This window comes from Streptomyces sp. NPDC055749, from assembly GCF_053617235.1.
The window spans coordinates 31195-48762 of record NZ_JBSHFH010000014.1; the positions used below are offsets into that span (position 1 = coordinate 31195).

Annotated in this window: 18 protein-coding genes; 12 read left to right on the plus strand and 6 right to left on the minus strand. The window is 71.0% G+C overall.

Going from position 1 to position 17568, the window contains the following annotated elements:
• Positions 1 to 12: 12 nt before the first annotated feature.
• Together ACWGO0_RS13200 and ACWGO0_RS13205 are read right to left on the minus strand one after the other, a co-directional pair.
• The gene (locus tag ACWGO0_RS13200) at positions 13 to 705 is read right to left on the minus strand and encodes a nucleotidyltransferase domain-containing protein (RefSeq protein ID WP_453532597.1); all 693 of its coding nucleotides are present in this window, start codon (positions 703 to 705) and stop codon (positions 13 to 15) included.
• A gap of 43 nt (positions 706 to 748) precedes the next feature.
• The gene (locus tag ACWGO0_RS13205; protein WP_453532600.1) at positions 749 to 1219 is read right to left on the minus strand and encodes a Rieske (2Fe-2S) protein; all 471 of its coding nucleotides are present in this window, start codon (positions 1217 to 1219) and stop codon (positions 749 to 751) included.
• A 214-nt stretch (positions 1220 to 1433) separates the two neighbouring features.
• Here ACWGO0_RS13205 and aroH point away from each other — a divergent pair, with 214 nt between their 5' ends.
• From aroH to der, 5 genes are all read left to right on the plus strand, one after another.
• The gene (gene aroH, locus ACWGO0_RS13210; RefSeq protein WP_453532603.1) at positions 1434 to 1796 is read left to right on the plus strand and encodes a chorismate mutase; all 363 of its coding nucleotides are present in this window, start codon (positions 1434 to 1436) and stop codon (positions 1794 to 1796) included.
• Positions 1793 to 2878, plus strand: coding sequence for a prephenate dehydrogenase (locus ACWGO0_RS13215; protein WP_453532606.1), 1086 nt, complete (start codon positions 1793 to 1795; stop codon positions 2876 to 2878). Before aroH ends, ACWGO0_RS13215 begins: the two co-directional genes overlap by 4 nt.
• Before the next feature lie 105 nt (positions 2879 to 2983).
• A complete protein-coding gene (gene cmk, locus ACWGO0_RS13220) occupies positions 2984 to 3700 on the plus strand; it encodes a (d)CMP kinase (RefSeq protein WP_453532609.1) in 717 nt (238 codons plus the stop codon).
• A complete protein-coding gene (locus ACWGO0_RS13225; RefSeq protein ID WP_453532612.1) occupies positions 3697 to 4353 on the plus strand; it encodes a lysophospholipid acyltransferase family protein in 657 nt (218 codons plus the stop codon). The genes cmk and ACWGO0_RS13225 overlap by 4 nt, the downstream gene beginning before the upstream one ends.
• Before the next feature lie 68 nt (positions 4354 to 4421).
• On the plus strand, positions 4422 to 5891 hold the full coding sequence (gene der, locus ACWGO0_RS13230; protein WP_453532615.1) for a ribosome biogenesis GTPase Der: 1470 nt from the start codon (positions 4422 to 4424) through the stop codon (positions 5889 to 5891).
• A 69-nt stretch (positions 5892 to 5960) separates the two neighbouring features.
• Here the strand turns inward: der and ACWGO0_RS13235 are convergent, their stop codons facing one another.
• Positions 5961 to 6275: a hypothetical protein gene (locus ACWGO0_RS13235; RefSeq protein WP_453532618.1), complete on the minus strand. Its 315-nt coding sequence runs from the start codon at positions 6273 to 6275 to the stop codon at positions 5961 to 5963.
• A gap of 137 nt (positions 6276 to 6412) precedes the next feature.
• Positions 6413 to 7195: a hypothetical protein gene (locus tag ACWGO0_RS13240; RefSeq protein WP_453532621.1), complete on the minus strand. Its 783-nt coding sequence runs from the start codon at positions 7193 to 7195 to the stop codon at positions 6413 to 6415.
• 273 nt (positions 7196 to 7468) lie between these two features.
• Between ACWGO0_RS13240 and ACWGO0_RS13245 the strand changes: the two genes are divergently transcribed.
• From ACWGO0_RS13245 to ACWGO0_RS13260, 4 genes are all read left to right on the plus strand, one after another.
• Positions 7469 to 8071, plus strand: a complete 603-nt coding sequence (locus tag ACWGO0_RS13245; RefSeq protein WP_453532624.1) for a transglycosylase family protein — start codon at positions 7469 to 7471, stop codon at positions 8069 to 8071.
• Positions 8072 to 8176: 105 nt separating this feature from the next.
• Positions 8177 to 9457, plus strand: coding sequence for a glycosyltransferase family 4 protein (locus ACWGO0_RS13250; RefSeq protein ID WP_453532627.1), 1281 nt, complete (start codon positions 8177 to 8179; stop codon positions 9455 to 9457).
• A 47-nt stretch (positions 9458 to 9504) separates the two neighbouring features.
• Entirely contained in the window at positions 9505 to 10464 is a 960-nt protein-coding gene (locus tag ACWGO0_RS13255; protein WP_453532630.1) for a helix-turn-helix transcriptional regulator, read from the plus strand.
• 350 nt (positions 10465 to 10814) lie between these two features.
• Positions 10815 to 11030 carry an I78 family peptidase inhibitor gene (locus ACWGO0_RS13260; RefSeq protein ID WP_453532633.1) on the plus strand — a complete coding sequence of 72 codons (216 nt, stop codon included), beginning with the start codon at positions 10815 to 10817 and terminating at the stop codon, positions 11028 to 11030.
• 9 nt (positions 11031 to 11039) lie between these two features.
• Here the strand turns inward: ACWGO0_RS13260 and ACWGO0_RS13265 are convergent, their stop codons facing one another.
• The gene (locus tag ACWGO0_RS13265; RefSeq protein ID WP_453532636.1) at positions 11040 to 12059 is read right to left on the minus strand and encodes a phosphatase PAP2 family protein; all 1020 of its coding nucleotides are present in this window, start codon (positions 12057 to 12059) and stop codon (positions 11040 to 11042) included.
• Positions 12060 to 12594: 535 nt separating this feature from the next.
• Between ACWGO0_RS13265 and ACWGO0_RS13270 the strand changes: the two genes are divergently transcribed.
• The gene (locus tag ACWGO0_RS13270) at positions 12595 to 14280 is read left to right on the plus strand and encodes an MFS transporter (protein WP_453532639.1); all 1686 of its coding nucleotides are present in this window, start codon (positions 12595 to 12597) and stop codon (positions 14278 to 14280) included.
• 74 nt (positions 14281 to 14354) lie between these two features.
• Complete coding sequence (locus ACWGO0_RS13275) at positions 14355 to 15584, plus strand: acyl-CoA dehydrogenase family protein (protein WP_453532642.1); 1230 nt, start codon at positions 14355 to 14357, stop codon at positions 15582 to 15584.
• A gap of 9 nt (positions 15585 to 15593) precedes the next feature.
• Here ACWGO0_RS13275 and ACWGO0_RS13280 read toward each other — a convergent pair whose 3' ends face one another.
• Entirely contained in the window at positions 15594 to 16034 is a 441-nt protein-coding gene (locus tag ACWGO0_RS13280) for a cell division protein SepF (protein ID WP_453532645.1), read from the minus strand.
• A gap of 309 nt (positions 16035 to 16343) precedes the next feature.
• On the opposite strand from ACWGO0_RS13280, the gene ACWGO0_RS13285 reads away from it, so the two are divergent.
• Entirely contained in the window at positions 16344 to 17561 is a 1218-nt protein-coding gene (locus ACWGO0_RS13285) for a DUF5685 family protein (protein WP_453532648.1), read from the plus strand.
• The last annotated feature ends 7 nt before the right edge of the window (positions 17562 to 17568 follow it).

The following is a 17568-nucleotide window of genomic DNA, read 5'->3' on the forward strand; positions in this document are numbered from 1 at the left end:
CGTGCGGGGCGGTCAGGTGGGCGCCGAGGCCCGGCGGGTGCGGACCAGGAAGTCCTCCACCCGGGCACGGTCCGGGCCGGGCGGCAGCGGGGTGGTGAGCACCGCCTCGGCGTTCTCCTCGGCCAGGCGGGTCATCCGGCGCTCCACCTCGGCCCACGGGACCTCGCCCCGCTTGACCGCGAGCAGGTCCTCACGGGCATCGCCGGCCTCGATCGTCAGCCGGCCCGTACGCAGCAGGTCCCGGCTGCTCGTGAGCAGACGCAGCAGATGCATGGCGTGCTTCCAGCGGGGCGCCCCGTACAGCCGTACGTCCGCGTCGAGCTTTCGGCGCTGCCCCAGGGCGTAACCGGCGAAGCTCTGGTGGGCGAGCCGCGACAGGAAGGCCCCGCGCAGGTCGAGGAGCTCCCGGCCCGTCGCGTCGGCCCGCTCCACGAGCGGTGAGTGCAGGCACTCCAGCACATTGGGATTGGCCCGCAGCGCAAGCTCGCAGAAGCGTTCCAGTTCCCAGGAGAACTGCTCGTCCGCCGGCCCGTCGACATGGGTCGGCGGCTTCTCGAAGCGCCAGAACAGCGGGGTGGGGGCCAGGAAGACACCCCGCCGGTCCGTGTCGCTGCCGGCCGTCGCGAGCCCGAAGGCGCGGGAGCCCATCACACACGAGTAGATCGTGTGATCGCGGACGAGAACCTCGGCTTCGGGGGTGATCATGCCCGCGAGCGTACGTGCCACGGGGGTGGCCGGCGCCAGCGATTTACGCGAGCCGGATGCTCGCTCCGGACACCGTGATCTTCTCGGCGGGCAGCGGACGCGGCGCCGGTCCCGCTTCGACGGCGGCGTTCACGATGCTGTACCTGCTGCCGTGGCACGCGCAGTCGATCGTGCCGTCGGCGACCTTCGAGACCGTGCACCCGGCATGCGTACAGATCGCGGAGAAGGCCTTGAACTCGCCTTCCTTCGGCTGGGTCACCACCACCTTCTGCTCCTTGAAGATCGTGCCGCCGCCGACCGGGATGTCGGAGGTCTTGGCGAGCTCCTCGCCACCGGGAGCCGGCGTCCCGGACGCCGGGGCGCTCGGCGTCGTGGTCCGGCCCGTCTCCGGGACCGTGGCGGCCGGGGTGGTGGTGCTGTCCCCGCCGCCGTCCCCGGACGATCCGCAGCCCGTCGCCAGTGCCGCGGCGCCCGCCGCTCCCGCGGTCAGGACTGTCCTTCGCCGTGCGTTCATGGTTCTCCTCGTGTGGGGGACTCCCTGTGGCGACGATCGTGGCGGCACGGACCGGATTGGCGAAGCAACCTGGCGGGTGTGTCACTCCGCACGCTTTTCGGGCCACCCCCTCGTCTCACGGACAGAGCAGCGTGACCACGTGCCCCGCCGCCCCTCTAGGCTGAAATGAAAAGGCGCACATCAGCGCGCCCGGCGAAGAAGCGAGGGGTACGACGTGGCGGTACGAGCGGTCCGCGGAGCCGTCCAGCTGGAACTGGACGAGGCCGGACACATGGACGAGCGGGTCGGCGCCCTGCTCACCGCCATCCTGGAGCGCAACAGCCTCGTCGCGGACGACCTGATCAGTGTCTGGTTCACCGCCACACCCGATCTGCACAGCGATTTCCCCGCTGCCGCCGCCCGCGGCCTCGGCATCGTCGACGTACCGCTGATCTGCGCGCAGGAGCTCGACATCGACGGGGCCATGCCCCGCGTGGTCCGTATCCTCGCCCATGTCGAGACCGGCCTCTCCAAGGCCGGAATCAGCCACGTCTACCTCGGCGCCACCGGCGCCCTCCGCAAGGACATCGCCCAGTGAGAACAGCCGTCGTCATCGGTACCGGCCTCGTCGGCACTTCCGCAGCGCTCGCCCTCGCCGGGCGCGGCGTGCATGTCCACCTCGTCGACCAGGACCCGTCGTCGGCGCGCACCGCGGCCTCGCTCGGCGCCGGTACGGACGAGGCCCCCGAGGGCCGCGTGGACCTGGCGATCATCGCCGTGCCGCCCGCCCACACCGCCACCGTGCTGGCCACCGCCATGCGCGAAGGCGTCGCCCGCGGCTACCTGGACGTCGCGAGCGTCAAGGGCGGCCCGCGCCGCGAGCTGGAAGCGCTCGGCGTCGACCTCACGCCCTACATCGGTACGCACCCCATGGCCGGCAAGGAGCGCTCGGGCCCCCTCGCGGCCACCGGGGACCTGTTCGAGGGCCGCCCCTGGGTCCTCACCCCCACCAGGGACACCGACACCGAGGTGCTCAACCTGGCCCTGGAACTCGTCGCGCTCTGCCGCGCCGTACCGGTCGTCATGGACGCGGACGCCCACGACCGGGCCGTCGCCCTGGTCTCCCACACCCCGCAGCTGATCTCGTCGATGGTCGCCGCCCGCCTTGAGGAGGCCGACGAGACGGCCGTACGCCTCTGCGGGCAGGGAATCAGGGACGTGACCCGGATCGCGGCCTCCGACCCCCGGATGTGGGTGGAGATCCTCTCCGCCAACCCGGGTCCCGTCGCCGATGTGCTCGCCGGGGTCGCCGACGACCTGGGCGAGACGGTCCGGGCGCTGCGCGGCCTCCAGTCCGGCGACGAGGACAAGCGCAGGGCGGGCACCGAAGGCATCGAGGACGTCCTGCGCCGCGGCAACGCGGGCCGGGTCCGGGTGCCGGGCAAGCACGGGGCGGCCCCCGCCTCGTACGAGATCGTGGCCGTGCTCATCAGTGACCGGCCGGGCGAACTGGCCGGGATTTTCGCCGATGCCGGGCGGGCCGGGGTCAATATCGAGGACGTCCGCATCGAGCACGCCACCGGCCAGCAGGCGGGCCTGGTGCAGCTCATGGTCGAGCCGAGCGCGGCGCCGGCGCTCGGTGCGGCGCTCAAGGACAGGGGCTGGTCGATCCGGCAGTGAGCTGCCCGGACCGCACGGGGTACAAGGGCCCGCCCGGCACTCGGTAACCTTGGGGGTGGCTGCCTGGACGGTGGCCCGACTCCGCCCGCCCCGTGTACCAGGAAGGTGTCCACCACCGTGGAAACCGCAGCAGCCGCAGCCCCGACCGCCCCGGCCGCGGTTATCGTCGCCATAGACGGGCCTTCCGGCACCGGAAAGTCGAGCACGTCCAAGGCCGTCGCCGCCCAGCTCGGGCTCAGCTACCTGGACACGGGCGCCCAGTACCGGGCGATCACCTGGTGGATGCTGAACAACGGCATCGACGTACGGGACGCGGCAGAGATCGCGACCGCGGCCGACAAGCCGGTCATCGTCTCCGGCACAGACCCGGCCGCGCCCACGATCACCGTCGACGGCGAGGACGCCGCGGGCCCGATCCGTACCCAGGAGGTCACCTCCAAGGTCAGCGCGGTCAGCGCGGTCCCCGAGGTGCGCAGCCGGATCACCGAGCTGCAGCGGACCATCGCCGCCGAAGCGGAGCACGGCATCGTGGTCGAGGGCCGTGACATCGGCACCACCGTCCTGCCGGACGCCGACCTCAAGATCTTCCTCACCGCCTCCCCCGAGGCGCGCGCCGCCCGCCGCAGTGGCGAGGTGAAGGGCTCCGACCTCGCCGCCACCAAGGAGGCGCTGATCAAGCGCGACGCGGCCGACTCCGGCCGCAAGACCTCGCCGCTGGCCAAGGCGGACGACGCGTGCGAGGTGGACACCACGGAGCTGACCCTTCAGCAGGTCATCGAGTGCGTCGTGACCCTCGTCGAGGAGAAGCGGGCCGCGAAGTGACCGAAGCCACGGGGGCGCCCACGCCGCGTGGAGCGGCCGTCGGGCGAGGGATCGGCGTCGGGCTGATGTACGGGCTGTTCAAGCCCCGTGTACTGGGCGCGTGGCGGGTCCCCGCCGCCGGACCCGTCATACTCGCGGTGAACCATGCGCACAACATCGACGGACCGATGCTCATGGGGACCGCGCCCCGGCCCGTCCACTTCTTGATCAAGAAGGAGGCGTTCGTCGGCCCGCTCGACCCGTTCCTGCGCGGAATCGGTCAGCTGAAAGTGGACCGTACGACCGTCGACCGCACCGCCATCACCCACGCGCTCGGCGTACTGGAGAACGGCGGGGTTCTCGGGATCTTCCCCGAGGGCACGAGGGGCGAGGGCGACTTCGCTTCCCTGCGCGCCGGGCTCGCGTACTTCGCGGTACGCGGCGGGGCGCCGATCGTCCCGGTAGCGGTTCTGGGAAGCACGGAGCGCCGGGGACGGTTGATATCGGCGTTGCCTCCGCTGCGCAGCCGGGTCGATGTCGTCTTCGGCGACGCCTTCCAGGCGGGTGACGGCAGCGGGCGGCGGACCCGTAAGGCGCTCGACGAGGCGACCGTACGGATCCAGGGCCGGCTGACCGCGCACCTGGGAAACGCCAGGCGCCTCACCGGGCGCTAGGTAAGACTTGAGTAGTGGGCCGCGCTGACAGCGGCCCATCGATGATGATGCAAAGAGGAACGGACTTCATGAACGACCAGATTCACTCCGACGGCTCGGACCACGAGCACGGAGCACTTGGCGATGCCGAGTACGCGGAGTTCATGGAGCTCGCCGCGCAGGAGGGGTTCGACCCCGAGGAGGTCGAGGGCGCGATCGGTGAGGCCGGTCACGGACCGCTTCCGGTCCTCGCAGTCGTCGGCCGCCCGAACGTCGGCAAGTCGACCCTGGTGAACCGCATCCTCGGCCGCCGCGAGGCCGTCGTGCAGGACAAGCCGGGTGTCACCCGTGACCGCGTCAGCTACGAGGCCGAATGGGCCGGACGCCGCTTCAAGCTCGTCGACACCGGCGGCTGGGAGCAGGACGTGCTGGGGCTCGACGCCTCGGTCGCTGCCCAGGCCGAGTACGCGATCTCGACGGCCGACGCGGTCGTCTTCGTCGTGGACGCGACCGTCGGCGCGACCGACACCGACGAGGCCGTCGTCCGGCTGCTCCGCAAGGCCAAGAAGCCCGTCGTGCTGTGCGCCAACAAGGTCGACGGACAGAGCGGCGAGGCGGACGCCACCGCGCTCTGGTCGCTCGGTCTCGGCCAGCCCCACCCGGTCTCCTCGCTGCACGGCCGCGGCACCGGCGACATGCTCGACGCCGTGCTGGAGGCGCTGCCCGAGGCCCCGGCGCAGACGTTCGGCACCGCCCTCGGCGGCCCGCGCCGTATCGCGCTGATCGGCCGGCCGAACGTCGGCAAGTCCTCGCTCCTGAACAAGGTCGCCAACGAGGACCGCGTCGTCGTCAACGCCATGGCGGGCACGACCCGTGACCCGGTCGACGAGCTGATCGAGCTCGGCGGCATCACCTGGAAGTTCATCGACACGGCCGGCATCCGCCGCAAGGTCCACCTCCAGGAAGGTGCGGACTACTACGCCTCGCTGCGTACCGCGGCGGCCGTGGAGAAGGCCGAGGTCGCTGTCATCCTGATCGACGCGAGCGAGTCCATCAGCATCCAGGATCAGCGGATCGTCACCATGGCCGTGGAAGCGGGCCGCGCGATCGTGCTCGCCTTCAACAAGTGGGACACCCTCGACGAGGAGCGCCGCTACTACCTGGAGCGGGACATCGAGACCGAGCTCGCCCAGGTCGCCTGGGCCCCTCGCGTCAACGTCTCGGCCGTCACCGGCCGGCACATGGAGCGCCTGGTTCCGGCGATCGAGACCGCGATCGAGGGCTGGGAGACCCGCATTCCCACCGGCCGCCTGAACGCCTTCCTCGGTGAGATCGTCGCCTCGCACCCGCACCCGGTCCGTGGCGGCAAGCAGCCCCGCATCCTGTTCGGCACGCAGGCGGGCGTCAAGCCGCCGCGGTTCGTGCTCTTCGCCTCCGGCTTCCTGGAGCACGGCTACCGCCGCTTCGTCGAGCGCCGGCTGCGTGAGGAGTTCGGCTTCGACGGCACCCCGATCCACATCTCGGTCCGGGTCCGCGAGAAGCGCGGCCGTAAGAAGTGACCTCGTAGTTCACGTGACGAAGCCCCGGACCGCTCGCTTCCGCGAGTGGCCCGGGGCTTCGTCGTACCGTCAGTTGTCCCGCGATCCCGGCGGCAGGGCGGCGGGGTGCGACCGTCCCGCGTGCCGGCCGACCCGCTGCCAGGAACCGAGATTCCCGGTGTGCGTGGTCTGACCGCCGTGGCTGCCGTGCCCGCCGCCGGCCTGCTGGCCGCCGAGTGGGGACCGGCTGCCGAACAGCCCGGCGCCGAAGCTCGGGAAGCCGAGATTCTCCTCGCCGCTCCGGTCACCCGGAAGGGCCCGGAACGATCGCCGGTACTCGGAGTACAGCGCGTCGTAGATCGGGGTCGGCGACTTGCCGCCCGATGGGTCCTGCGACGGGCGCATGGCAGGAATCTGACTCTGGTGCTGGCGGGAGGGGTCGTATGAGTGCACGTATGTGCCAACGACCTCGCCGCCCGTCGGATGCGGGCCGGGCGGAGAAATCGCTGTTCGGCGGGGGTACGGAGGACGTACCGGCACGGTCAGGTACCGGCCAGCGGCATCGCGGCGGCCACCAGGAGTCCGTTGACGGCGGCCTTCTCCAGGGCGTCGCGGAGCAGATCCTCGCGCGGCTGCTGGCCGATCGAACCCGCAGGGGCCGCGAAGACGAGCACGGACTGTGCCTTGTTGGCCGCGGCACGCCAGCCCTCGGTGACCTGGAGCGGCTGGTGGGCCTGCCACCAGGCGACGGGGGTGCCACCGCCGGAACCCGGCTGCAGCACGGCGTGCAGCTGCCCCATGGCGAGGAGCACGGACCAGCCGGGGAGCACGTCCGGCAGCCTGCTCACGTCGGGGGTGGGCAGGAAGCCCTGCTCCAGCAGCAGCTGGAGGAACTCGTCGCCCCCGCTGCCGTCGGTGCCGGGCCGGGCGATGGGGCCGGTCGGCTCGACGACCAGGGCCGGTCGGAGGTCGTCCTCGATGAGGACGAGACCGCTGGTGATGCCGAGGACAGCCTGTTCGGGCATGAGACCCTCCGGGTTCTGTGGCTCGCTGCCTGTGATGGATCGCACCGCCCCCTGGAGCTGGTCCTCCGCGACCTGGACGACCTGCGAGGGGATGCAGGTCGCGTGGGCGAACGCGAGCACCGCGGTCTCCTCGCCGACGAACAGCACCGTGCTGGTCCGCTCCTGCTCGGAGTCGCCGGGGGTGCGGCAGGAAGTGCAGTCGTAATTGCCTGGGGCGCTGTCGCCGACGAGCAGCCGGTCGGCTTCGGCATCGCCGATCTCGGCGCGTACGTCCTCGCTGACGTCGAGCATGCGCGGCACGGGTGGCTCCTCGAACTCGGTGCGTGGGCCGGGCTGTTCCCGGCTCATGAAAGAACAACGGACGATCCACGGCCTGGGTCACGCGCGAAGGGGCACCGAAGTGCGGAAGTCTGCTTCCGGCCGGGTCGGCCTGTCCGGAAATCGCACAGGCCCCGGTGACCCCGGGGCCTGTGCGCGCGGGCTTCGGGGAACGTACGGGGCCGACCGGGTGCGGATCGCCGGTGCGCCGCGTGGCCCGGATCGCGTGCGGCCCCGGCCGTCTAGCGTGACCCGATGCCGCATCCGCGCTCCAGGCCCGCCGCTCCGCCCGCGTCCGCGCCGGTGGGGGCTGCCCTCCTCGCCCTCACGCTGTTGTTCGCGCCGCCGGCCGCCCTGGCCGCTCCGCCGCCACCGGTGCCTTCCCCCGGAGCGCCCGCGGCCGGCCCGCCGGGCGGCTACTGGCCCGGCGGGTACGCCTGCGATGCGAGCAAGGGGCCCTGGGACTGCGTCGCCGCCTGCGAGAGCGGCGGCGACTGGCAGATCAATACGGGCAACGGCTACTACGGCGGGCTCCAGTTCCGGCAGTCGACCTGGGAGGAGCACGGGGGCCTTGAATTCGCCCGGCGTGCGGACCTGGCCACTCGTGAGGAACAGATCCAGGTCGCGGAGGAGGTGCTGGGGACCCAGGGCTGGGGTGCCTGGCCGCACTGCGGCGCTCCGTACCGCGGCCTCGGCCGGGTGCATACGGTCAGGGCGGGCGAGACGCTCAGTTCCATCGCCGCCGACTACCGGATCAAGGGCGGCTGGAAGGCGCTGTACCGCGCCAACTCCCGGAAGATCGGCAAAGATCCGGACCGACTCATTCCGGGAACGGTGCTGGTCATCGGCTTGCAGTGACCGGTCCGTGACCGGCAGTAGAACTTCTGTGTGAATGCTGTGCGCTGACAGGGCGACAAGTACAGTCCCCAGCAGACCAGTCGACCAGGGGGATACGGCGACGCAATGCACATTTCATTTCTGCTCCACAACGCGTACGGCATCGGGGGAACGATCCGTACCACGTTCAATCTGGCCGGCCAGCTGGCCGAGCACCATGACATCGATATCGTCTCGGTCTTCCGGCACCGTGACACACCCGCGCTGGGCGCGCCCGCGGGCGTACGGATGAGCCATCTCGTCGACCTGCGCAAGAAGAGTGCGACGTACGACGGTGACGCGGCCGAACACACCAGGCCCGCCGCGGTGTTCCCGCGCGGGGACAGCAGGCACAAGCAGTACAGCAGGCTCACCGACGCCCGGATCGCGGGCCACCTGCAGTCGCTGGAGGCCGACGTCGTCGTCGGTACCCGGCCCGGCCTCAACGTCCACATCAGCCGGCAGGCGAGGCGCGGACCGGTGCGCGTCGCCCAGGAGCACCTGACGCTTGGCAGCCATCCGTACCGCCTGCGCCGGGAGATCGGCCATCGTTACGGGCTGCTCGACGCCGTCACGACCGTGACGGAGGCCGATGCCAGGGACTACCGGACCCGCCTGCGGCTGCCGGGTGTCCGGATCGAGGCCATCGCGAACAGTGTGCCCGCGCCGGCCGGCCCGCCCTCCGCGTGCGACGAGAAGTGGGTGGTCGCGGCGGGCCGCCTGCACCGAGTCAAGCGGTACGACCTGCTGATCCGGGCCTTCGCCGACGTGGCGGCCGTCCGGCCCGACTGGCGGCTGCGGATCTACGGCGCCGGCGACGCGACCGGCAATGAGCAGCCCGCCCTGAGCGGACTCGTCGACGAACTCGGCCTGAAGGAACAGGTGTTCCTGATGGGGGCGGTGCACCCGATGGAGGCCGAGTGGCCCAAGGGTTCCATCGCGGCGGTGACTTCGGACCGCGAGTCCTTCGGTATGACCATCGTCGAGGCGATGCGCTGCGGGGTGCCGGTCGTGGCCACCGACTGCCCCTACGGCCCGGCCGAGATCATCGAGGACGGCACCGACGGGCGGCTGGTGCCGATGGGGGACAAGGCGGCAATCACCACCGCCCTGCTCTCGCTGATGGAGGACGACGAGCTGCGCCGCCGTATGGGCAGCGCCGCGATGGCCTCCTCCGAACGGTTCGACCCGGCCTCCATCGCGGAACGCCACCTGAGCCTCTTCACCGAGCTCACCGCGCGGGGCGCCGCCGGCCGCTCGCGGAGCGCGCTGCGCACCGTACTGCACAGGTCCCGCGGCAGTGTGCTGGACGGGGCGTACGCGCTGCGCTACAAGGCGGCCGACGTGATCCGCAAGGGGGGAGCCTGACGCGATTGCGGACACTGGTTGTCCGCGACCGCTGAGAGACTCTCCCCATGCTGGAGACCTCCGCACGACTGCTGCGCCTGCTCTCGCTGTTGCAGGCCCACCGGGACTGGTCCGGCGCCGATCTGGCGGGCCGGCTCGGTGTGACACCCCGTACCGTCCGCCGCGACGTCGACAAACTGCGCGAACTCGGCTACCCGGTCCATGCCAGTCCGGGCACGGGCGGCGGATACCAGCTCGGCGCCGGCGCCGAGCTGCCACCGCTGCTCCTGGACGACGAGGAGGCGGTCGCGGTCGCCGTCGGGCTGCGTACGTCGGCGGGCCAAGGCGTCGAGGGCATCGGCGAGACGTCCGTCCGGGCGCTCGCCAAGCTCGAACAGGTCCTGCCGAACCGGCTGCGGCGCCGGGTGAGCGCGCTCGGCGCGTTCACGGTGCCGCTGCTGCGCGGCCCGGACGCGTCCACGGTCGACCCGGGCGTGCTCACCGAGCTGGCCGGGGCGTGCCGGGACAGCGAGCGGCTGCGGTTCGAGTACCGCGACCACGGCGGCTCGGTGTCGCGCCGGACCGTCGAGCCGCACCGGCTGGTGTGCACGGAGCGCCGCTGGTATCTGGTCGGCTGGGACGTGGACCGGACGGACTGGCGTACGTTCCGCGCGGACCGGATCACGCTCACCCCGCCGCACGGCCCCCGCTTCGAGCCGCGTGCCGCCCCCGCGGAGGATCTGGCGGCCTATGTCTCCAAGGGCGTCTCCTCCACCGCGTACGCCGTGGAGGCGGTCATCCGGCTGAAGGTCCCGCTGGCACGGGCGGCCGAGCGGATCTCGCCGTCCGCGGGAGTGCTGGAGGCGGTCGACGAGCACAGTTCCCTGCTGCGTACGGGAGCGGCGAGCCTCGATGTGATGGTCATCCACGTGATGCTCATGGGCTTCGACTTCGAGGTGGTCGAACCCCAGGAGCTCACGGACGCGATCAGGACGGCCAGGGACCGTCTCTCCAGGGCGTTGGGCTGAACGGACGCCGGTGGCTGAATATACGAGAACGATAAGTCCTACATAAGCAGGCGTGAATTTCAGGTGGCGGGGACATTTCCGTACCGCCTCATGTGCCGAGAAATAGCAGGTCACCCCGGAGATCTTGCGCGGCGGAAATTATCTGCCGCGTTCGCCGCGCAGATCATTCCCGGTAGTCCGCGCATAAGGCTTCAGTAGTTCCGGACTGCCCGTTCGAGTGACGTTGTTCGATGTAAACGGGTGTGGGGATCCTGTGACACAAGCGTGACCGGTACGGCATGTGGGGATGCAGTAGGGAGCCCCGGTATCCCGGCTTCCGTCACGGTCCGGGGCCGCCTACGGTGGGGGGTATGGCACCTATACCGACCCCTCCCGCACAGCCGGACGACGCCCCGCAGTCGTACGTCGGCCTCGACGCCGAGGCCGCCGAGCGGCAGGCGCGGGCCCGCGGATGGAAGACCGTCAGGGCTCTGCCGCCGGGCTCGATCATCACCATGGAGTTCATGGGCGGACGGATCAACTTCGAGGTCGACCAGTCCGCCGTGACCCGCTGCTGGGTGGGCTGAGCAGGCGGCTCAGCTGCCGCCCATGGGACGTGCCGGGGTGGTGTTGGCCGTGTTGGCGCCGGCCCGGGGCGCGCGGTCCGCGTGGGGCGGGCGGCGTGGGCCGGCCGGAGTGACCGGAGTCCGCTCCGAACGCACCGTGTGGGCGCGTGGCCTGGCGTTCACCGCGGGGTGACCCGCCGTGGCGACGGGCGCGGCGGCCTCCTCGGCCTCCGCCGCGCCCTCGGTGCCGATCGACTGCGGCAGCAGGACGGTCCGCGGCCCGCCGACGGCGACGGGCACGACCGGGGCGAGGCGCCTGCGGCGCGCCCGCCACTGCTCGCGCACCGAGAAGATCCACGCCTCGGCACGGGTGATCACCGGCTCGAACCACGGCAGGCCCAGCATGATCAGCAGACCTGCCGCCCAGCCCAGCAGGACATCGCTGAGCCAGTGCGTACCGATGTAGACGGTGGTGAGCCCGACGCCCAGCGAGACCGTCGCCGACAGGGCCGACAGATAGCGCCTGGCCCGCGGCGTGGTGGCCAGGTAGGCGAGGATTCCCCAGGTCACGACGGCATTGGCGGTGTGTCCCGAAGGAAATATATCGCCGCCCGCGAACATCTCGGCCGAGCCGATCTGTGTCGCGTAGTGGGGGCCGAGCCGCCCGAGGCCGAGCTTCACGGCGCCGACCGTCACATTGAGCAGCAGCAGGGAAGCGCCCAGGGTGAGCAGCGGGCGCAGGGTGTGCTGGCGCCAGGACCGCCAGCCCAGCCAGCAGGCGACCATCACGGCCGTGGGGCCTCGCTGCCCCAGTACGACGTAGTAGTCGAGGAAGGCGTGCAGCTCGGGCCACTGCTGGTACGGCCGGAACAGCATGACCTTCCAGTCGAGGGCCACCAGCCAGGACGAGACCAGCACGGCGAAGACGATGGCGAGATAGAACGCCAAAGTCCCGCCGAAGAGAGCGATGCGGTGGCGACTCATCCGCGGGATCTCTATCTTCGGCGGTTCCGGCTCCCGGTCCAGACGGGCAAAGATGTCGGTACGCACCCAATCGACGTTACAGCGAGTGAGTGTGAGTACAGGCCGATCCGGCCGCTTTGTGATGACGATGTGATGTGGACTTTGTCTCAGCAGGGCCTCAATTCCGAACGTCACGGAGAATCCCGGTGACCTTTCGTCCAATTGGTTCGGCAGCCGCCTCGTAAGCGTGTTTGAGGGTGTGGGAAATAGTGCGGGGCGGATCTTGTATGAAATTCTCCGGCCATTCGCGGTGCGTGTCCGGGAGGTGACGGACGAGTGGCCCGGAGGTGCTGCCCGGGTGTCCGGAGCCCCCTGGGGACACCGCCCGTGAGCCGTTTCGCGGCTCCGGACGTGGTCCCGGGGAGGGGTCGGCGGAGCGGGTCGGCGTGGCGTACGGCACACTCCATGGCGCACCGGGGTATGAGGTGGACCACGTCTGACCACGCCGAACTCGCGTACGCTGACGGATCACTCGCCCATCGATGCCGGGCCCGGAGGGATACCGCACGCAGTGTCCCCGGATGGTCTGCCGAGCGTGAGGGACTCTCTGGGAGGTACGTGTATGTCCGGGACGACCACGGCCGGAAACCGGCTGCGTGAAACAGGCGCCGGCGCCAACCGCTGGGTCGTCCTGGTCGTCCTCTGTCTCAGTCTTCTGCTCGTCGCGCTCGACGCGACGGTCCTCCATGTCGCCGTCCCCGCGGTCACCGAGGACCTGCGTCCCAGTGCCGTGGGTCTGCTCTGGATCGTGGACGCCTACCCGTTGGTCTGCGCCTCGCTGCTCATCCTCTTCGGCACACTCGGTGACCGTGTCGGCAGACGACGGGTCCTGTTGCTGGGGTACGGGCTCTTCGGCGTCGCCTCGGCGCTCGCCGCGATGGCGGACACGCCCGCCGTACTGATAGCGGCACGTGCCCTCCTCGGCGTCGGCGGCGCGATGATCATGCCGGCGACGCTTTCGATCCTCCGCCAGGTCTTCCCCGACCGCCGCGAGCGGGCGCTCGCCATCGGGGTGTGGACGGCGGTCGCCGCGGTCGGCGCCGCCTGCGGGCCGGTGATCGGCGGTTTCCTGGTCGAGCACTTCTGGTGGGGTTCGGTCTTCCTGATCAACATCCCGCTGATGGCGGTCATGCTGCCGCTCGGCCGCCGGCTGCTTCCCGAGTCCCGCGGCAGCAGCGACGGCCCGTGGGACGTGCTCGGCGCGCTGCTCGCGGCGGCCGGCGTGCTGGGAGTGGTCCTCGGGGTCAAGCGCCTGGGCGGCGGGGAAGGCGTACTGAACGTCGCGACCCTTGCCCCGCTGCTGATCGGCGCCGCGCTCCTCTTCCTCTTCGTACGCAGGCAGAAGCGCCGTACGCATCCACTGATCGACATAGGGATGTTCTCCCGGCCCGCGTTCAGTACCGCGGTGGGCTGCATCGTCCTCGCCATGCTCGCCCTGGTCGGCCTGGAACTGATCGCCGTCCAGTACCTCCAGCTGGTCCTGGACCTCAGTCCGCTGGAGACCGGTCTGCGGCTGCTGCCGCTGACCTTCGCCGCGATGGCGGCGGGCGCCACCGGCTCGTACACCCTGCGCCGCGTCGGCCCCCGCCGGATGGTCGCCTGCGGCTTCGTGCTGACGGCGGCAGCTGTGCTGCTCCTGACCATGATGGGCCAGCAGGACCGGCCCGCCCTCCTGACCGTCGGCTTCGTGCTGCTCGGCTTCGGGCTGCAGTCCACGCTCTTCGGGGCGTACGAATCGATGCTGAGCGAGGTCCCCGCCGAACGGGCGGGTGGTGCGGCGGCGATCGGTGAGACGTCCTACCAGCTCGGCGCGGGGATGGGCATCGCGCTGCTCGGCAGCGTCATGAACGCCGCCTACGCGCCGGGTCTGGCCGGGCTGCACGGCCGTGGCGTGCCCGCCGAGGCCGGAACGGCGGCCTCGCACTCGCTGGGCGAGGCGTACCAGGTGGCGGGGCAGCTGGGCGGCCCGATGGGCGCCCTGCTCCGGTCCACAGCCCGACACGCCTTCATGAACGGCCTCCACCTCACCCTGCTGGTCAGCGCCGGGCTCCTGCTGCTCGGGGCGCTGGCCGCGCTGCGGCTGCCGAAGGTCATGGACTGCACGCCGGCGGAGCTCTGCAAGCCGCGCGAGAAGCACGCCCCCGAGCCCCGGGCGGCAAGCGTCGACGAGCGCCCCGAGCGCCGGCTTTCGCTGCCCGCCCGGCGCGAACCCGCCGAGGCGACCGGCTCTGGACGAGCGGCACACTGAGCCGTAATGTCGGCACGGACGTCATAACTACCACTGCTAGTTTTCGTTCCGTGCGAGCCGCCGGAGGCACCCTCATGTCCACCACTCCGCCCTCGAAGCCGTCGAAGCCGTCGAAGCTTCCGCCGTTCGACCCCGCCGACCCGATCGGCATCGACGATCTGCTCAGCTCCGAGGACCTCGCGATCCGTGACACCGTCCGGGCCTGGGCCACCGACCGCGTACTGCCGCACATCGCGGAGTGGTACGAGAACGGCGAGCTGCCCGGTATCCGCGAGCTCGCCCGTGAGCTCGGCTCGATCGGCGCCCTCGGCATGTCAATGGAGGGATACGGCTGCGCGGGCGCCACCGCCGTCCAGTACGGGCTCGCCTGCCTGGAGCTGGAGGCGGCCGACTCGGGAATCCGCTCCCTGGTCTCCGTACAGGGCTCCCTCGCCATGTACGCGATCCACCGCTTCGGCTCCGAGGAGCAGAAGCAGCAGTGGCTGCCCGGCATGGCGGCGGGCGAGATCATCGGCTGCTTCGGACTCACCGAGCCGGACCACGGCTCCGACCCGGCCGGGATGCGTACGTACGCCAAGCGCGACGGCGAGGACTGGGTGCTCGACGGCCGCAAGATGTGGATCACCAACGGTTCCGTCGCCGGGGTCGCCGTCGTCTGGGCGCAGACCGACGAGGGCACGGGCGGCACCGGAATCCGTGGATTCGTCGTGCCGACCGACACCCCGGGGTTCTCCGCACCCGAGATCAAGCACAAGTGGTCGCTGCGGGCCTCGGTCACCAGCGAGCTGGTTCTCGACGGCGTACGGCTGCCCGCGGACGCGGTCCTGCCCGGGGTCACCGGTCTGCGCGGCCCGCTCAGCTGCCTGAGCCATGCCAGGTACGGCATCGTCTGGGGCGCGATGGGCGCGGCGCGCGCCAGCTTCGAGGCGGCGGTCGACTACGCGAAGACCCGGGAGCAGTTCGGCAAGCCGATCGGCGGCTTCCAGCTCACGCAGGCCAAGCTCGCGGACATGGCCGTCGAACTGCACAAGGGCATCCTGCTCGCCCACCATCTGGGCCTGCGGATGGACGCGGGGACGCTCCGCCCCGAGCAGGTCAGTTTCGGAAAGCTCAACAACGTGCGGGAGGCCATCGAGATCTGCCGCACCTCGCGCACGATCCTCGGCGCCAACGGGATCTCGCTCGAATACCCGGTGATGCGCCACGCGACGAATCTGGAGTCGGTGCTCACCTACGAGGGGACCGTGGAGATGCACCAGCTGGTGCTGGGCAAGGCGCTCACCGGTCTGGATGCCTTCCGGTGAGCACCTTGCTCAGCTCTGGTTGAAGAAGCCGTCGGCCGGCCGGCCGGCGGCTTCGCCGTTGACCACCTTGGTGTCGGCGGGGGTCAGCAGGAAGACCCGGGTGGCCACGCGCTCGATCGAGCCGCGCAGTCCGAAGGTCAGCCCCGCGGCGAAGTCCACGACGCGCTTGGCGTCGGTGGGGTCCATGGCCGTGAGGTTGACGATCACCGGGACGCCGTCCCGGAAGAGCTCGCCGATGCCCCGTGCGTCCCGGAAGCTGTCCGGGGTGACGGTCGCGATCCGGCGGCCCTTCTCCTCGGCCGTCTCGGAGGCCACCTGAACGCGCGGGTCGGTGACCCACGCCTGGCCCGTACCGGTCTCAGCACCCTCGGAGTACTCGTCGTCGTAGTACCGCTCGTCGTTGTCCTCAACGAGGCCCAGCCACGCACTCGCCTTGCGTACCGATCCCATGGACGCCTCCTCTCACCGCGGTTCCTTGGCGTTCCGCATCTCTTTCGTATCCCTATGGTCGTCCATGATGCGGATACCGCGCCAAGTGGATAGTCGGCGCGCAGGGGATTCGTGACGGTACTGGTGCAGAAGATGTGGCGATTCGTCAAGGTTCCTCCTGCATAAGGCAGCTGGCAGAAGGAAAATATGATGCTCCGGTCCGTACGGGTGACATGGGGGGCGTACGGGTGAACGGATCGCTCGATACGATGCACGCCGCGCAGGTGCACGAGCCCGGCGCGGACTGTGAACGACTCTCGGGGGACCGTCGTGTTCGGAATCGTCAGGCCCTGTACCCACCGTTTGTCGGAGGGGCTGAGGGCGGAGTGGATGGCGCATCTCTGCGGGCTCTGTCTCGCGCTGCGCGCGGACCACGGGCAGTTCGCCAGGATTGTCACGAACTATGACGGCCTGATCGTCTCGGTCCTGACGGAGGCTCAGGCGGAGCGCGACACCGGACGGCGACGTACCGCGGGCCCCTGCCCGCTGCGCTCCATGCGGACCGCACCGGTCGCCCGCGGCGAGGGCGCACGGCTCGCCGCCGCCGTCTCGCTCGTCCTGGCCTCGGCGAAGGTGCGCGACCACGTGGCCGACCGGGACGGCCTGTTGGCGCGCAGGCCGGTCGCTGCGGCGGCACGCCGGGTGGCCGCGGGCTGGGACCGGGCCGGGGCCCGTACCGGCGCGGAGCTCGGCTTCGATACGTCGGTGCTGGTCGACGCGGTGGACCGGCAGACCGGGATCGAGTCGCTCGCCGGGCCGGGAACCCCGCTGCTGACGGTCACCGAGCCCACCGAGACGGCGACCGCTGCGGCCTTCGCGCACACCGCCGTACTCGCGGGCAAGCCCCAGAACGCGGCTCCGCTCGCCGAGGCCGGCCGGCTCTTCGGGCGGCTCGCGCATCTGCTGGATGCCGTGGAGGACAGGGAAGCTGACGCGGCATCGGGTGCCTGGAACCCGCTCACCGCGACCGGCACCCCGCTCACCGAGGCGCGGCGGCTCTGCGACGACGCGCTGCACGGGGTGCGGCTGGCGATGGCCGACGCGGAGTTCACCGACAGCAAGCTGGCGCACGTCCTGCTCGTGCACGAACTGCGGCGCTCGGTGGACCGGGCCTTCGGCTCCACCTCCTGCTCGCACCGGCATCCGGACGCAGGCCCGGCCGGAGCCTTCGGGCCGCCGCCCGGCAACCCGTACGCGCCGACGCCCGGCGGTCCGTACGGCCCGCCGGGACCTCCGCTCCCGCCCGAGCCGCCCCGCAACCGGCGCGGACTGATCGCGGGCTGTCTGGTGTGGGCGGGGCTCGCCTGCACCTGCCAGATGTGCTGCGGAGGCTTCAACGACCCGTGGAGCGGCGAGGAGCGCGAGGGGCTGTGCCAGAAGTGCGACCCCGGAAACTGCTGCGACGCCTGTGACTGCTGCAGCAACTGCTGCAGCTGTGGCGGGGAGGACGGCGGCTGCTGCAACTGCGACTGCGGGTGCGACTGCTGATCCGGCG

What these genes read in the sequence shown, in the direction of transcription:
- ACWGO0_RS13200 (WP_453532597.1), bottom strand. Translation starts at nt 705, where the DNA reads ATGATCACCCCCGAAGCCGAGGTTCTCGTCCGCGATCACACGATCTAC.
- ACWGO0_RS13205 (WP_453532600.1), bottom strand. Translation starts at nt 1,219, where the DNA reads ATGAACGCACGGCGAAGGACAGTCCTGACCGCGGGAGCGGCGGGCGCC.
- der (WP_453532615.1), top strand. Translation starts at nt 4,422, where the DNA reads ATGAACGACCAGATTCACTCCGACGGCTCGGACCACGAGCACGGAGCA.
- ACWGO0_RS13235 (WP_453532618.1), bottom strand. Translation starts at nt 6,275, where the DNA reads ATGCGCCCGTCGCAGGACCCATCGGGCGGCAAGTCGCCGACCCCGATC.
- ACWGO0_RS13245 (WP_453532624.1), top strand. Translation starts at nt 7,469, where the DNA reads ATGCCGCATCCGCGCTCCAGGCCCGCCGCTCCGCCCGCGTCCGCGCCG.
- ACWGO0_RS13250 (WP_453532627.1), top strand. Translation starts at nt 8,177, where the DNA reads ATGCACATTTCATTTCTGCTCCACAACGCGTACGGCATCGGGGGAACG.
- ACWGO0_RS13255 (WP_453532630.1), top strand. Translation starts at nt 9,505, where the DNA reads ATGCTGGAGACCTCCGCACGACTGCTGCGCCTGCTCTCGCTGTTGCAG.
- ACWGO0_RS13260 (WP_453532633.1), top strand. Translation starts at nt 10,815, where the DNA reads ATGGCACCTATACCGACCCCTCCCGCACAGCCGGACGACGCCCCGCAG.
- ACWGO0_RS13270 (WP_453532639.1), top strand. Translation starts at nt 12,595, where the DNA reads ATGTCCGGGACGACCACGGCCGGAAACCGGCTGCGTGAAACAGGCGCC.
- ACWGO0_RS13275 (WP_453532642.1), top strand. Translation starts at nt 14,355, where the DNA reads ATGTCCACCACTCCGCCCTCGAAGCCGTCGAAGCCGTCGAAGCTTCCG.
- ACWGO0_RS13280 (WP_453532645.1), bottom strand. Translation starts at nt 16,034, where the DNA reads ATGGGATCGGTACGCAAGGCGAGTGCGTGGCTGGGCCTCGTTGAGGAC.